Below are 14,841 nucleotides of genomic sequence, written 5' to 3' on the forward strand. Positions count from 1 at the left end.
ACGACACCACCTGTCCTTTCAACACTCAGCTATAGACACGGCCAAGGAGCTGCCGATGGCTTTCAAACTGATCGAGCACGTCCCGGGTGATCTGTTCCTGGGTGAAGCCCATCAGGTCGTACTCTTGAGGCCCGTTGTGCAGGTAAACCTCGGCGCGGTAGTAACGCGTGCGCTCTTCCTCGGGCAAGTCGCTCGGTGCCGACGAATAAGCATCCAGGCTCACCTCGTAGACAAACGGATTACCCTCTTCCATCTCGATGCGCACACCAATGCAGCGCTTGGATTTACCCAGCAGGGTCTGCACTTCCAGCCCCTGATCACGCAACGCAGTCGCCGCTTCTTCCAGCGCCGGCGTGACGTGTTTGTCCATAAAGCGCTGCACGGTACCTTGGCTCGGTTGCAGGTCCAGGGCAGTCAAACGCTCGCTGAAACCACGCCGACCACGTTCAGCCAATTGCGCCTGCTCCAGCTCGATCGCCACGTCTTGGCGCATTGCTTTGTGCAGGCCGAACATGAACAGGATCAGCACCACCGAGAACGGCAGGCCGGCCAGCACCACCATGGTTTGCATGGCTTCGAAGTTACCGGCGAACAGCAGGCCGATGGTCACCAGCGTGATGACGACCGACCAGAAAATCCGCAGCCAGTGCGGCGCATCTTCGTCAACGTTGCCGCCCTTGCAGGACAGGTTCGCCATCATCACTGCGCCGGAATCCGCCGGGGTCAGGAACAGTACAAAGCCGACAAAGATCGACACACCGATGACGATTTTCGACGCCGGGTAATGCTCAAGCAGCTGGTAGATCGCCATGGACGGCTGTTCCAGTGCGGTCTTGCCCAACTCCACCGCGCCATGGTTCAACACCAGGTCCAAGGCCGAGTTGCCGAAGATCGACAACCACGCCAGGGTGAAGCCCAACGGGATCAGCAGCACACCGGCGACCAGTTCACGCACCGTACGACCACGGGAAATACGTGCGATGAACATGCCCACGAATGGCGCCCAGGAAATCCACCAGGCCCAGTAGAACAGGGTCCACAGGCCCATCCAGCGTTCGGTCTTGTCGGCGTCGCCTTCATACACGTACAGGTCGAAGGTTTTCAGCACGATACCGTTCAGGTAGTCGCCGGTGTTTTGCACCAGGCCGTTGAGCAAGTGCAGGGTCGGGCCAAACAGCAGCACGAAAATCAGCAGGCCGCTGAACAGCACGATGTTCAGGTTGGACAGGCGGCGAATGCCGTTTTCCACACCCGACACGGCAGCAATAGTCGCCACGGTGCTCATCACGATGATCACGATCAGCAGGTTGGTGTTGCTGTGTTCCATGCCGAACAGGTTTTCCAACCCGGAGGACACTTGCATCGAACCAATCCCCAGGTTCGTCACCAGGCCCAGCAGCGTTACGAACATGCCGAAACCGTCCACCGCGTGACCGGCCGCGCCTTTGACCCAACGCTCGCCCACCAGCGGGTACAGCGCCGAGCGCAAGGCCAGCGGCTGGTTATGACGGTAGGCAAAGTACGCCACGGCCAGGCCGACCAGTGCGTAGATCGCCCAGCCGTGCAGGCCCCAGTGCAGGAACGTCAACTGCAACGCCTGACGCGCAGCGTCGCCAGTGGCCGACGCGCCTTCAGGCGGGTTGAAGTAGTGGTCCAGCGGCTCGGACGCGCCGAAGTACAGCAGCGAGATGCCGATGCCCGACGAGAAGAGCATGCCGGCCCAGGCGCCGTAGCTGAAGTCCGGGGTGTCGTCCTTGCTGCCCAGTTTCAATTTTCCGTAGGACGAGAACGCCAGGCCCACCACAAACACCAGGTAGGCGGCGATCACAACCATGTAGTACCAGCCAAAGCTTTTCGACAACCAGGCTTGGGCCACACCGAGCATCCTGCCGGCTTCCTGCGGGGCGATAATCAGAATCGCGGTCAACAACAGAATCAGCGCGGTGGAGGTGTAGAACACCCAACCGTTGACCCGCACCTTTTCCGGCGGGGTCTTTATAAGAGAGGCAGAACTCATGGCACAGATGCTCCGGGCAGTGCAGAGAAACACAAGGCAACGCATGACCCGAGCCATCGATTTTTCGGCAGTCGACGGACGGGTGTATAAAGACACCCCGAAAAACCATGAACCCTCGGCGAACCGCTGTGCCGGGCTGTTTCATGGGTTTTCCCGATGTCAGGTGGCGCCACATGCACGTAGGAAATACCTGTAGGCAGCGACCATTTGTCGCAGATCTTATTCTTTGTTGATTGAACGTTCAATCAAAACAAAATAGACTGGCCCACAAGCCGACGGACGTTTATCGCCCGTTGGCAGGCCTAAGGAGAGGTGCACGATGCCCAAGGTCGGTATGCAACCCATACGCCGCCAGCAGTTGATCGAAGCCACATTGACTGCGGTCGATCAGGTCGGGATGGGAGATGCCAGCATTGCGCTGATCGCCCGTCTGGCCGGTGTCTCGAATGGCATCATCAGTCACTATTTTCAGGACAAGAATGGCCTGATCGCCGCCACGATGCGGTACCTGATGAACGTCCTGATCGAGAACGTCACCGAGCGCCGGTTGGCGCTGAAAGATGACAGCCCGCGGGCTCATCTTCAGGTGATCATCGAAGGCAACTTCGACGCCAGCCAAGTCAACGGCCCGGCTATGAAAACCTGGCTGGCCTTCTGGGCCACCAGCATGCACCACCCGTCATTGCACAGGCTGCAGCGGATCAACGATCACCGTCTGTATTCCAACCTGTGCTGCCAGTTCCGCCGAGCGTTGCCGTTGTCCGAGGCACGCAGCGCAGCCCGAGGCCTGGCGGCCCTGATCGACGGTTTGTGGTTGCGCGGCGCCCTGTCGGGAGACGCTTTCGACACGGAGCAGGCGCAACGGATCGCTTACGAATACATGGATTTCCAATTGGCCAAGCAGGTGAGTTAGAGCACACATAAACGCTCAACCCCTGAACGGCTGCCGGCCGGTGTTGCCAGAACCTTATGGCCCACCTTCGGCGGTTAACGCCAACCACTGATGCACTTGCGAGGACTTTATGGCCCGTTTCGAACTGCAAAAACTCTACATTGACGGCGGCTACTCCGACGCTGGCAGCGATGCCACTTTCGAAGCCATCAACCCGGCTAACGGTGAAGTTCTCGCCAACGTGCAACGCGCTACTAAAGAAGACGTTGAGCGCGCTGTGGTCAGCGCCGAAAAGGGCCAGAAAATCTGGGCCGCCATGACCGCCATGGAGCGTTCGCGCATCCTGCGTCGTGCCGTCGACATCCTGCGCGAGCGCAACGACGAGCTGGCCGCCCTGGAAACCCTCGACACCGGCAAGCCGTACTCCGAAACCCAATACGTCGACATCGTCACTGGCGCCGACGTGCTGGAATACTACGCAGGCCTGGTGCCCGCCATCGAAGGCGAGCAGATCCCGCTGCGTGACACTTCGTTCGTCTACACCCGTCGCGAGCCGCTGGGCGTCGTGGCCGGTATCGGCGCGTGGAACTACCCGATCCAGATCGCCCTGTGGAAATCCGCACCGGCCCTGGCGGCCGGTAACGCGATGATCTTCAAGCCAAGCGAAGTCACCTCGCTGACCACCCTGAAACTGGCTGAAATCTACACCGCAGCCGGCGTTCCGGACGGTGTGTTCAACGTTCTGACCGGCAGCGGCCGTGAAGTCGGCACCTGGCTGACCGAGCACCCGCGCATCGAGAAAGTCTCCTTCACCGGCGGCACCGACACCGGCAAGAAAGTCATGGCCAGCGCTTCGAGCTCCTCGCTCAAAGAAGTCACCATGGAACTGGGCGGCAAATCCCCACTGATCATTTTCGACGACGCCGACCTCGACCGCGCCGCCGACATCGCGATGATGGCCAACTTCTACAGCTCGGGCCAGGTCTGCACCAACGGCACTCGCGTCTTCGTTCCGACCGCCCTCAAAGGCGCGTTCGAAGCCAAGATCGCCGAGCGCGTTGCACGCATCCGCATCGGCAACCCGGAAGATGAAAACACCAACTTCGGCCCGCTGGTCAGCTTCGCCCACATGGAAAGCGTGCTCGGCTACATCGCCAAAGGTAAAGAGCAAGGTGCGCGCCTGCTGTGCGGCGGCGACCGCCTGACCGACGGCGAATTCGCCAAGGGTGCCTACGTGGCCCCGACCGTGTTCACTGACTGCACCGACGAGATGACCATCGTCCGTGAAGAAATCTTCGGCCCGGTGATGAGCATCCTCACCTACGACACCGAAGAAGAAGTGATCCGTCGTGCCAATGACACCGACTTCGGCCTGGCCGCTGGCCTGGTGACCAAAGACCTGAACCGCGCGCACCGCGTGATTCATCAGCTGGAAGCCGGTATCTGCTGGATCAACGCCTGGGGCGAGTCCGACGCGAAGATGCCGGTGGGCGGCTACAAGCAGTCGGGCGTTGGCCGTGAAAACGGGATCAGCTCGCTGAACAACTTCACTCGCATCAAATCGGTACAGGTTGAGCTGGGCGACTACGCCTCGGTGTTCTAAACCTGCCAGCCAGGGGTGCGCCTTTGTGGCGAGGGAGCTTGCTCCCGCTGGGCTGCGCAGCAGCCCCATCCCAGGCATCGCAGTTCGCCAGACCGAACTCGTTCGCTGATTTTGCGACTGCTGCGCAGTCGAGCGGGAGCAAGCTCCCTCGCCACAAAAGCAGCTTGAACCACTTACATGAGGGTGCATTTTATGTCCCAAGAATACGACTACATCATTGTGGGTGCCGGCTCCGCCGGTAACACCCTGGCGACCCGTCTGACCGAAGACGAAGGCGTCACTGTCCTGCTGCTGGAAGCCGGAGGCCCGGACTACCGTCTCGATTTCCGTACCCAAATGCCAGCCGCCCTGGCGTTCCCCCTGCAAGGCCGCCGCTACAACTGGGCCTACGAGACCGATCCAGAGCCACACATGGATGGTCGCCGGATGGAATGCGGTCGCGGCAAAGGCCTCGGCGGTTCTTCGCTGATCAACGGCATGTGCTACATCCGCGGCAACGCGATGGACTACGACAACTGGTCGAAACTGCCGGGCCTGGAAAACTGGACCTACCTCGACTGCCTGCCGTACTTTCGTAAAGCCGAAACCCGCGACATCGGCCCGAACGACTACCACGGTGGCGACGGCCCGGTCAGCGTGACCACGCCAAAGGCCGGCAACAACCCGCTGTTCCACGCGATGGTTGAAGCAGGCGTACAAGCCGGTTACCCGCGTACCGAAGACTTGAACGGCTACCAGCAGGAAGGCTTCGGCCCAATGGACCGTACCGTGACGCCAAACGGTCGTCGCGCCAGCACCGCTCGCGGTTACCTGGACACGGCCAAGAAGCGCTCGACGCTGACCATCGTCACCCACGCCCTGACTGACAAAGTATTGTTCGAAGGCAAGCGCGCCGTCGGCGTGCGTTACCTGATCGGTGCTGCCGAAGAGCGTGTTGAAGCCCGTGCCCGCAAGGAAGTCCTGGTGTGCAGCGGCGCAATCGCTTCGCCGCAACTGCTGCAACGCTCCGGCGTAGGCCCGGCGAAACTGCTGGGAAGCCTCGACATCCCGGTGGTCCACGACCTGCCTGGCGTCGGCGAAAACCTGCAGGATCACCTTGAGCTGTACCTGCAATACGCGTGCACCCAACCGGTCTCGCTGTACCCGTCGCTGCTCTGGTACAACCAACCGGCCATCGGTGCCGAATGGCTGTTCAACGGCACCGGCATCGGCGCCAGCAACCAGTTCGAAGCGGGCGGTTTCATCCGTACCCGTGAAGACTTCGATTGGCCGAACATCCAGTACCACTTCCTGCCGGTGGCGATTAACTACAACGGCAGCAACGGTGTGAAAGAGCACGGTTTCCAGGCGCACATGGGCTCCATGCGTTCGCCGAGCCGTGGCCGCGTGCAATTGAAGTCGAAGAACCCACGGGAATACCCGAGCATCCTCTTCAACTACATGGCCACCGAGCAGGACTGGCAGGAATTCCGCGACGGCATCCGCCTGACCCGTGAAATCATGCAGCAGCCGGCACTGGATCAATACCGTGGCCGTGAAATCAGCCCGGGCATCGACGTACAGACCGACGAGCAACTGGATAAATTTATCCGTGAGCACGCCGAAACTGCGTTCCACCCGTCCTGCTCGTGCAAGATGGGCACCGACGAGATGGCCGTGGTAGACGCCGAAGGCCGTGTGCATGGCATGCAGGGTCTGCGCGTAGTTGATGCGTCGATCATGCCGATCATCACCACCGGTAACCTGAACGCGCCGACGATCATGATCGCCGAGAAAATCGCCGACAAGATCCGTGGCCGCCAGCCACTGCCGCGCAGCACTGCGGATTACTACGTAGCAGGCGATGCGCCGGTGCGTGGCAAGCCGATGCGTGAAGTAGGTCCTACTGCGCAGTAACTGATACACCGCGGCGCTCCCTTCGCGAGCAAGCCCGCTCCCACCTTTTGACCGTGTGAACCCGATCAAATGTGGGAGCGGGCTTGCTCCCGAAGAGGCCCGACCAGACACTGCAAAACCCCTCCCCTACACTTTCCTTGATCAGCTCCCTAGCCCAGGCCTACTCTATTTGCCTGCCCGCGCCGAGCCGCCCACAAGGAAGGCCCCATGTTCGAACACCACGCCACACTCAAAAAGCACTTCGGTGCCCTGCGCACCACCGCCGAATTCTTCTCCCTGCGCTATGTCCGCGAGTCCGGCCAGTACCTGTCGGTACGCAAGAACGTCGCCGAGCCGCCACACCTCAGCCAGGACGAAGGCGCGATGCTCACCGTGCGCCTCAACGGCGTCGAAGCCTATGCCGCCACTCACGACATTTCCCTGGCCGGCCTGCAAGCCGCCCTTGAGCGCGCCGAACAGCAAGCCCGACTGATCAAGCCTCACGCCCTGCTCGACCTGCGCGACCAGCCGGTGTCCAGCGACATCGCCGACTACCTGTCGCCTAACCTCGACCAGCCCTTCCCCTCCCTGAGCGATTGCTACCAACTGCTCGGCGCCGAATCGGCCGCCGTGCCCAAGGACGAGCGCCTGGTGAACTGGGAAGTCAGCCTGGGCACCACCCACGTCGAACAGATCTACCTCAACAGCGCCGGCGCCGAACTGCGCCAGGCCCAGCGGTTTGTGTTCCCCGGCGTCAGCGTCACGGCCTACGATGGCAATGACAGCCAGACCCGCACTCTGGGCGGCACCAACTTCGGCCAGCAAGGCGGCTTTGACGTGATCAGCCGCTTCGGCCTGGTGGGCGCCGCGCCGCAGATTGCCGACCAGGCGCTGCAACTGCTGCTGGCACCGAACACGCCCCAAGGCCCGCGCGACCTGCTGCTGATGCCAGACCAGATGATCCTGCAGATCCACGAGTCCATCGGCCACCCGTTGGAACTCGACCGTATCCTCGGCGACGAGCGCAATTACGCCGGCACCAGCTTCGTCAAGGCCAGCGACTTCGGCCACCTGCAATACGGCTCCAAACTGCTGAACGTAACCTTCGACCCGGACATTCCCGAGCAGCTCGCCAGCTATGGGCATGACGACGACGGCACGAAGGCCAGCAAACAATTCCTGATCCGCGAAGGCCTGCTGCTCAAGCCGTTGGGCGGTGCGCTGTCGCAGTACCGCTCCGGCATGCAAGGCGTGGCCAACAGCCGTGCCTGCAGTTGGAATCGCGCGCCCATCGACCGTATGGCCAACCTGAATATCGAGGTCGGCGACCAGAACATGGCGCAGCTGATTGGCGGTATCGAGAACGGCATCCTGATGTCCACCAACCGTTCCTGGTCGATTGACGACGCGCGCAACAAATTCCAGTTCGGTTGCGAATGGGGCCAGTTGATTGAAAACGGCGAGCTCAAAGGCGTGGTGAAAAACCCCAACTACCGGGCGATTTCCGCGCAGTTCTGGCGCAACCTCAGCGCTGTCGGCGACGCCGGCACCTCAAGGGTCCTGGGCACGCCGAACTGCGGCAAGGGCGAACCGAACCAGGTGATCCGCGTCGGCCATGCGTCGCCGGCCTGTGTGTTCAGCAATATTGATGTATTTGGGGGAGATGCCTGATGAACAACTTCAAGGCATTGGTGGATTGGCTCAAGCAGGCCATCACCGAGACAGAACAATTCCACCTCGGCTACGCCGACGAGTCCTCCGAGTTTGTGCGTTTCAACCACGGCAAAGTGCGCCAGGCCGGCCAGGTGCAACAAGCCAGCCTGAACCTGAAGCTGATCAACGACGGGCGCCACGCCGACCTCGGCATCACCCTGGCGGGCGAGCCTGAGCTGGATCGCCAGCGCCTGGCCAACGGCCTGCAACAGCTGCGCGAGACCTTGCCGTTGTTGCCGCAGGATCCGTACCTGCTGCTCAATCACAACGCCTGGCAAAACAAGGACCAGCAGGACCGACCGCTGCCGGACCTGGCCCAGGTGCTGGAAGCAATCAGTGTGGCCGCCGAAGGTGTGGACATGGTCGGCTTCTACGCCGCTGGCCCGATCAGTCGTGGCTTCGCCAGCTCATCAGGCGCCTTTGGCTGGCACCAGGCCAACAGTTTCAACTTCGACTTCAGCCTGTTCCACGCCAACGGCGAAGCGGTGAAAGCCAGCTACGCCGGCAACGATTGGGACAGCGCGGCCTTCGCCCAGCGTTTCCAGCAGGCCCGCGAGCAACTGGAATTCCTCGGCCGCCCGCTGCACCCGCTGGCGCCCGGGCAGTACCGCGCCTACTTGGCGCCGGCGGCCATGGAAGAGATCATCAGCATGCTGACCTGGGGCGGTTTTTCCGCCCAGTCCATCGCCAGTAAAGGCAGCCCGTTGCAACGCTTGTACAACGGCGACCAGGCCTTGAGCCCGTTGGTGGCCATAGACGAACAGGTCAGTGGTTCCCTGAGCTCGGCGTTTTCCCGCGACGGCTATCCACGCAGCGACGTGAAGCTGATCAATGCCGGCAAGGCCGAAGGCCAACTGGTGAACTCCCGCAGCGCGGCCGAATACGGCTTGAGCACCAACGGCGCCAGCAGCGATGAATCGCCCAGCGCCTTGCAGATGGCCGCCGGCAGCCTGGCCCAGGCCGATATCCTCAAGCAATTGGGCACCGGTTTGTACATCAGCAACCTGTGGTACCTGAACTACTCCGACCAGCCCGCCGCGCGCCTGACCGGCATGACCCGCTTCGCCACGTTCTGGGTCGAGGACGGCGAGATCAAGGCGCCGGTCAGCACCATGCGTTTTGATGACAGCGTGTACAGCCTGCTGGGTTCGCAGTTGGAGGCATTGACCGCTGATCGGGAATTGCTGCTGTCGGCGAGTACGTATAGCCAGCGCAATACCTCATCCAATCTATTGCCGGGGGCGTTGGTAAAACGCCTGACACTGACCCTGTAAAACTCCTCCCCCGTCTTGAATGACAATTCCTACGGGGGATTATCCTCCCTCCCGGCGAACCTTCCGCCTCTCTATACCGGCCATCCGGTCTGTTGTTCCCTGCCGGAATTCTCGTTATAACGGTTAGTGGCACTCAGCCACCCAAAGCCACCGTAGGAGCGAGCTTGCTCGCGAAAAACCCGAGAGCACCGCGTCAAGGCAGGCAAACCGCGTCATCGTTGACGATCTTCGCGAGCAAGCTCGCTCCTACATTCAAGTGATGCATGACCTTGCCCGGGATAGGGCAAGCTGGAGCGTTGACATGAACCATGGAAGTTTTGTCATTGAAAAGCTGTTCAAGCACTACAACGTTCACGTAGAGCAGCTTGGTAACAACCCAGAGAAGAAAACCGTGCTGTTGGTCAATGGCGCGCTCTCCACCACCCGCTCTTTTGCCCGCACCAGCAAGTGCCTGTCCGAGCACTTCAATGTGCTGATGTTCGACTTGCCGTTCTCCGGCTATTCGCGCCCCCACAACACCGACCTCGACCTTGTGACCAAGGACGATGAAGTGCAGATCCTGCGGGCACTGGTGGAGCGCTTTCAGGTCAACCATCTGGTGTCCGCCTCATGGGGCGGGATTTCTACGCTGCTGACCCTGGCCCATAATCCGCCCTCCATTGAAAGCTCGGTGGTGATGGCACTGGCGCCCAACCTCAATCGGGCGATGCTCGAGTACGTGGAACGGGTGCGCGTACTGATCGAGGCCGATGACAAATCTGCCGTCGGCCATCTGCTGAATGAAACCGTGGGCAAATACCTGTCGCCCCGGCTCAAGCGCAATAACCACCGGCACCTGTCGACCATGGCCACCACCGAGTATCGCCAGGCGCGGTTCCATATCCATCAGGTGCTGGCGCTGGGTGACGGCAACTACCTGCCGCAATTGACCCGGATCGAAACCCCGGTGCACTTCCTCAACGGCGTGCTGGACGAGTTCACCCCGGCAGATGAAGCCCAACTGTTCAAAAAATACGTAGGCCGCAGCAGCTTTGCCACGGCCGAGCACACCGGCCATTTGCTCGACCTGGAATCCCGCGAAGCGGCCCTGGCCGTGCACCGGGCGCTGATTGACTTCCTGGTGGGCAAAGACGTGGCGTTGTCAGATATAGACGAAGCGCCAGTGGGAAAAGGAGCTGCCGATGGCGCATAATCGCCGAAACATAGGCTGCTAACAAAAAAGGTAACTCATGCCGAATCGCGCCCCTCTCGATGCCAAGACCGCCCGCTGGCTACCTTGGGTGGTAGCGATTGCCTTCTTCATGCAGTCGCTGGATGGGACGATTCTTAACACCGCTTTGCCGGCCATGGCCCGAGACCTGGCGGAGAACCCGCTGCGTATGCAAGGCGTGGTGATCGCCTACATGCTGACGGTGGCCTTGCTGATCCCGGCCTCCGGCTGGGTCGCCGACCGCTTCGGCACCAAGAAGATTTTCTTCGGCGCGATCATGCTGTTCAGCATTGGCTCGTTGCTCTGCGCGCTCTCCAGCACCTTGACCATGCTGGTGGGCGCCCGGGTGATCCAGGGCCTGGGTGGTGCCTTGATGTTGCCAGTGGGCCGGCTGGTGGTGCTGCGTGCCTACCCGCGTTCGGAGTTGGTGCGGATCATGGGCTTCATCACCATTCCCGGTCTGCTGGGCCCGCTGCTCGGCCCGACCATGGGCGGCTGGATGGTGCAATACCTGACCTGGCACTGGATCTTCCTGATCAACCTGCCGGTGGGCATCATCGGCTGCTACGCCGTCTGGAAATTCATCCCCGACCTGCGCGGCAGCGAACGCACCCGTTTCGACGGCGTGGGTTTCCTGCTGTTCGGCGCGGCGATGGTGCTGATCACCATCGCCATGGAAGGCCTCGGCGAATTGCACCTGCCGCACCTGCGAGTGATGTTGCTGCTGTTCGGTGGCCTGGCGTGCCTGGCCGCGTATTGGCTGCGGGCCGGGCATATCGATAATCCACTGTTCTCGCCGGTGCTGTTCAAGACCCGGACCTTTGCCGTGGGCATCCTCGGTAACCTGTTCGCCCGCCTGGGCAGCGGCGCGTTGCCGTTCCTGGTGCCGCTGCTGTTGCAGGTGGCGCTGGGTTATTCGCCGTCCGAAGCGGGGATGAGCATGCTGCCGCTGGCGGCGGCGGCGATGTTTGCCAAGTCCATCGCCCGGCCGCTGATCGAGCGCCTGGGCTACCGCGTGGTGCTCACCGGCAACACCCTGGCGCTGGGGATCATGCTGGCGAGCATGGGTCTGGTCAGCGAACACACGCCCTACCCGTTGCTGCTGGGCATGCTGGCGGTCCTCGGGGCAATCAACTCGCTGCAATTTACCGCGATGAACACCGTGACCCTGATCGACCTCGACGACGCCCAGGCCAGCAGCGGCAACAGTTTGCTGTCGGTGGTGGCGCAGTTGTCCCTGAGCCTGGGGGTGGCCTGCGCCGGTGCGTTGCTGGGCGGTTTTACCGCTGAAGTGGGCAACGACGGGGTCGATACCGTGCTCGGCGCGTTCCAATTGACCTTCGTCACCGTGGGCATCATGGCGATGCTGGCGGCGGCGATCTTCCTGCAATTGTCGCCAAAAGACGGCAAACGCGTGGTCAGCCGTGAGCACGACATTGAGCATTAACAGGCTTCTCGTCTAGAACTTGCAGGGAAATTCCCACGAGGCTGGTACACTGCGCGACATTTTGTTTTGCAGAGCCAGTCCCGTGACTACCATCGCCACCGCTTTTAATACTTTGCCCCTGTCCGCCGCCATGCTGGCTAACCTCGACTCGCTGGGTTATGTCGAGATGACGCAGATCCAGGCGCAAAGCTTGCCGGTGATCCTCAAAGGGCTGGACCTGATTGCCCAAGCCAAGACCGGCAGCGGCAAGACCGCCGCTTTTGGCATCGGCCTGTTGAACCCGATCAACCCGCGCTACTTCGGCTGCCAGGCACTCGTCATGTGCCCGACCCGCGAACTCGCTGACCAGGTTGCCAAGGAAATCCGTCGCCTGGCCCGCGCCGAAGACAACATCAAGGTGCTGACCCTGTGCGGCGGCGTGTCCCTCGGCCCACAGATCGCTTCCCTGGAACACGGCGCCCACGTCATCGTCGGCACCCCGGGCCGCATCCAGCAGCACCTGCGCAAGGGTTCGCTGGTCCTGGACGGCTTGAATACGCTGATCCTCGATGAAGCCGACCGCATGCTCGACATGGGCTTCTACGACGCCATCGAAGACATCATCAGCAAGACCCCGGCCCGCCGCCAGACCCTGCTGTTCTCGGCCACCTACCCGGTGAGCATCAAGCAGCTGGCCTCGAAATTCATGCGCGCGCCACAGCAGGTCAAGGCCGAAGCGTTCCACTCGGACGATCAGATCGAGCAGCGTTTCTACGAGATTTCCCCGGAAGAGCGCATGGACGCGGTGACCAAGGTGTTGGCGCACTTCCGTCCGGCTTCTTGCGTAGCCTTCTGCTTTACCAAGCAGCAAGTGCAGGAAACCGTGGACCACCTGACCGCCAAGGGCATTTCCGCCGTCGGCCTGCACGGCGACCTGGAACAGCGCGACCGCGACCAAGTGCTGGCGATGTTCGCCAACCGCAGTACATCGGTACTGGTTGCCACCGACGTTGCCGCCCGCGGCTTGGACATTGATGCACTGGACATGGTGATCAACGTCGAACTGGCCCGCGACTCGGAAATCCACATCCACCGTGTGGGCCGTACCGGCCGTGCGGGCGAGACTGGCATTGCTATCAGCCTGGTTGCACCGTCCGAAGCCCATCGCGCCCAGGCCATCGAGCAACTGCAGAAGTCGCCGCTGAACTGGGACCAACTGGACAACCTCAAGCCTCAGAGCGGCGGCCCGTTGCTGCCGGTGATGAGCACCCTGTGCATTGCCGCCGGCCGTAAAGACAAGGTTCGCCCGGGCGACATCCTTGGCGCACTGACCGGTGACGCCGGGATTCCGGGGGCCCAGGTAGGCAAGATCGCGATCTTTGATTTCCAGGCCTTCGTGGCTGTGGAACGCGGGATCGCCAAGCAGGCGCTGCAGCGCTTGAATGACGGCAAGATCAAAGGCCGTTCGTTGCGCGTGCGTATTCTCTAAAGCGCCACCGCTCTACTGTAGGAGCGAGCTTGCTCGCGAAAAACCTGAGCGCGCCGCGTTTACCCAGACGGCACGCGTTATCGTTGAAGTTTTTCGCGAGCAAGCTCGCTCCTACAGGGATCTTTCTGATTCATGTGTGAGGACACCGTTTTGCGCTCTACCGAAGTCGTAATCATTGGCGCCGGCGCCGCAGGCTTGATGTGTGCGCTGACCGCCGCCGGGCGTGGGCGCAAGGTGATGTTGATCGACCACGCGAACAAGGCCGGCAAAAAGATCCTGATGTCCGGCGGTGGCCGCTGCAACTTCACCAATATGTACACGGAGCCTGCCAACTTCCTCTCCCACAACGCGCACTTCTGCAAGTCTGCCCTGGCCCGCTACACCCAGTGGGATTTCATCGGGCTGGTGGCCAAGCACGGCGTGCCGTACCACGAGAAGAAACTCGGCCAGCTTTTCTGCGACAACAAGTCCAGCGACATCCTCGGGATGCTGCTGGATGAGTGCATCCAGGTCGGCGTGAGCATGCACCTGGACACGTCGGTGCAGGAGATTGCCAAGGTCGATGGCGGCTATCAGTTGCAAACCACCCTGGGTGAGTTGCGCTGCGAATCGCTGGTGATCGCCACCGGCGGGCTGTCGATCCCGACCCTGGGGGCCACCGGCTTTGGTTATCAAGTGGCCAAGCAGTTCGGCCATGAACTGCTGCCGACCCGGGCCGGGCTGGTGCCGTTCACCATCACCGATCAGCTCAAGGAGTTGTGCGGCGAGCTGTCCGGTACTTCCGTGGATTGCCTGGTGAGCTGCAACGACCAGAGCTTTCGCGAGAACATCCTGTTTACCCACCGTGGCCTGAGCGGGCCGGCGATCCTGCAGATTTCCTCGTACTGGGAATCCGGCGACACCGTGGAAATCAACCTGCTGCCCGATCACGACGCCCACACCTGGCTGCAAGCGCAACAGGTCGAGCGCCCGAACAGCGAGCTGAAAACCCTGCTGGGTGAGATCTTCACAAAAAAGATGGCCAACCTGCTGGCTGAAACCTGGTTCGTTTCCAAGCCGATGAAGCAGTACACCCATGCCGAAATTGCCGACATCGCCAGCAAACTGGGGAGCTGGCAATTGGTGCCCGCGGGCACCGAAGGCTATCGCACCGCCGAGGTCACCTTGGGTGGCGTGGACACGCGGGAAGTCTCGTCCAAGACCATGGAGTCCCTGAAAAGCCCCGGCTTGTACTTCATCGGCGAAGTGTTGGATGTGACCGGTCACCTGGGCGGGTTCAACTTTCAGTGGGCGTGGGCCTCCGGGTATGCAGCCGCTCAATTTGCCTGACGGAATGCGGTAA

At 61.4% G+C, this 14,841-nt stretch carries 10 protein-coding genes; 9 read left to right on the forward strand and 1 reads right to left on the reverse strand.

Annotated elements, in window-relative coordinates:
- Positions 1–25: 25 nt before the first annotated feature.
- Positions 26–1,960, reverse strand: a complete 1,935-nt coding sequence (locus tag SNL23_RS26840; protein WP_256576989.1) for a BCCT family transporter — start codon at positions 1,958–1,960, stop codon at positions 26–28.
- Positions 1,961–2,336: 376 nt separating this feature from the next.
- Here SNL23_RS26840 and betI point away from each other — a divergent pair, with 376 nt between their 5' ends.
- The 9 genes from betI to SNL23_RS26885 all read left to right on the forward strand — a co-directional run bounded on the left by betI (position 2,337) and on the right by SNL23_RS26885 (position 14,828).
- On the forward strand, positions 2,337–2,930 hold the full coding sequence (gene betI / locus SNL23_RS26845) for a transcriptional regulator BetI (RefSeq protein ID WP_010167549.1): 594 nt from the start codon (positions 2,337–2,339) through the stop codon (positions 2,928–2,930).
- Positions 2,931–3,039: 109 nt separating this feature from the next.
- A complete protein-coding gene (gene betB, locus SNL23_RS26850) occupies positions 3,040–4,512 on the forward strand; it encodes a betaine-aldehyde dehydrogenase (RefSeq protein WP_076017806.1) in 1,473 nt (490 codons plus the stop codon).
- Positions 4,513–4,704: 192 nt separating this feature from the next.
- Complete coding sequence (gene betA, locus SNL23_RS26855) at positions 4,705–6,408, forward strand: choline dehydrogenase (RefSeq protein ID WP_076017805.1); 1,704 nt, start codon at positions 4,705–4,707, stop codon at positions 6,406–6,408.
- A 207-nt stretch (positions 6,409–6,615) separates the two neighbouring features.
- Positions 6,616–8,058, forward strand: coding sequence for a TldD/PmbA family protein (locus SNL23_RS26860; protein WP_318304173.1), 1,443 nt, complete (start codon positions 6,616–6,618; stop codon positions 8,056–8,058).
- Positions 8,058–9,374 (forward strand): TldD/PmbA family protein, encoded by a 1,317-nt coding sequence (locus SNL23_RS26865; RefSeq protein WP_318304174.1) that lies wholly within the window; start codon positions 8,058–8,060, stop codon positions 9,372–9,374. Before SNL23_RS26860 ends, SNL23_RS26865 begins: the two co-directional genes overlap by 1 nt.
- Before the next feature lie 301 nt (positions 9,375–9,675).
- Positions 9,676–10,566, forward strand: a complete 891-nt coding sequence (locus SNL23_RS26870; RefSeq protein WP_318304175.1) for an alpha/beta fold hydrolase — start codon at positions 9,676–9,678, stop codon at positions 10,564–10,566.
- A gap of 37 nt (positions 10,567–10,603) precedes the next feature.
- The gene (gene mdtD, locus SNL23_RS26875; protein WP_318304176.1) at positions 10,604–12,031 is read left to right on the forward strand and encodes a multidrug transporter subunit MdtD; all 1,428 of its coding nucleotides are present in this window, start codon (positions 10,604–10,606) and stop codon (positions 12,029–12,031) included.
- 130 nt (positions 12,032–12,161) lie between these two features.
- Positions 12,162–13,499, forward strand: coding sequence for an ATP-dependent RNA helicase DbpA (gene dbpA, locus SNL23_RS26880; RefSeq protein ID WP_237151081.1), 1,338 nt, complete (start codon positions 12,162–12,164; stop codon positions 13,497–13,499).
- Positions 13,500–13,649: 150 nt separating this feature from the next.
- On the forward strand, positions 13,650–14,828 hold the full coding sequence (locus tag SNL23_RS26885; RefSeq protein WP_309254306.1) for an NAD(P)/FAD-dependent oxidoreductase: 1,179 nt from the start codon (positions 13,650–13,652) through the stop codon (positions 14,826–14,828).
- The last annotated feature ends 13 nt before the right edge of the window (positions 14,829–14,841 follow it).

The sequence above is a fragment of the Pseudomonas sp. SED1 genome (genome assembly GCF_034044025.1).
Classification (GTDB): domain Bacteria; phylum Pseudomonadota; class Gammaproteobacteria; order Pseudomonadales; family Pseudomonadaceae; genus Aquipseudomonas.

Bases quoted from the DNA above. Each gene is read 5' to 3' on its own strand.
- SNL23_RS26870 (WP_318304175.1), top strand. From the start codon at position 9,676: ATGAACCATGGAAGTTTTGTCATTGAAAAGCTGTTCAAGCACTACAAC.
- SNL23_RS26860 (WP_318304173.1), top strand. From the start codon at position 6,616: ATGTTCGAACACCACGCCACACTCAAAAAGCACTTCGGTGCCCTGCGC.
- betI (WP_010167549.1), top strand. From the start codon at position 2,337: ATGCCCAAGGTCGGTATGCAACCCATACGCCGCCAGCAGTTGATCGAA.
- betA (WP_076017805.1), top strand. From the start codon at position 4,705: ATGTCCCAAGAATACGACTACATCATTGTGGGTGCCGGCTCCGCCGGT.
- betB (WP_076017806.1), top strand. From the start codon at position 3,040: ATGGCCCGTTTCGAACTGCAAAAACTCTACATTGACGGCGGCTACTCC.
- SNL23_RS26865 (WP_318304174.1), top strand. From the start codon at position 8,058: ATGAACAACTTCAAGGCATTGGTGGATTGGCTCAAGCAGGCCATCACC.
- mdtD (WP_318304176.1), top strand. From the start codon at position 10,604: ATGCCGAATCGCGCCCCTCTCGATGCCAAGACCGCCCGCTGGCTACCT.
- dbpA (WP_237151081.1), top strand. From the start codon at position 12,162: ATGCTGGCTAACCTCGACTCGCTGGGTTATGTCGAGATGACGCAGATC.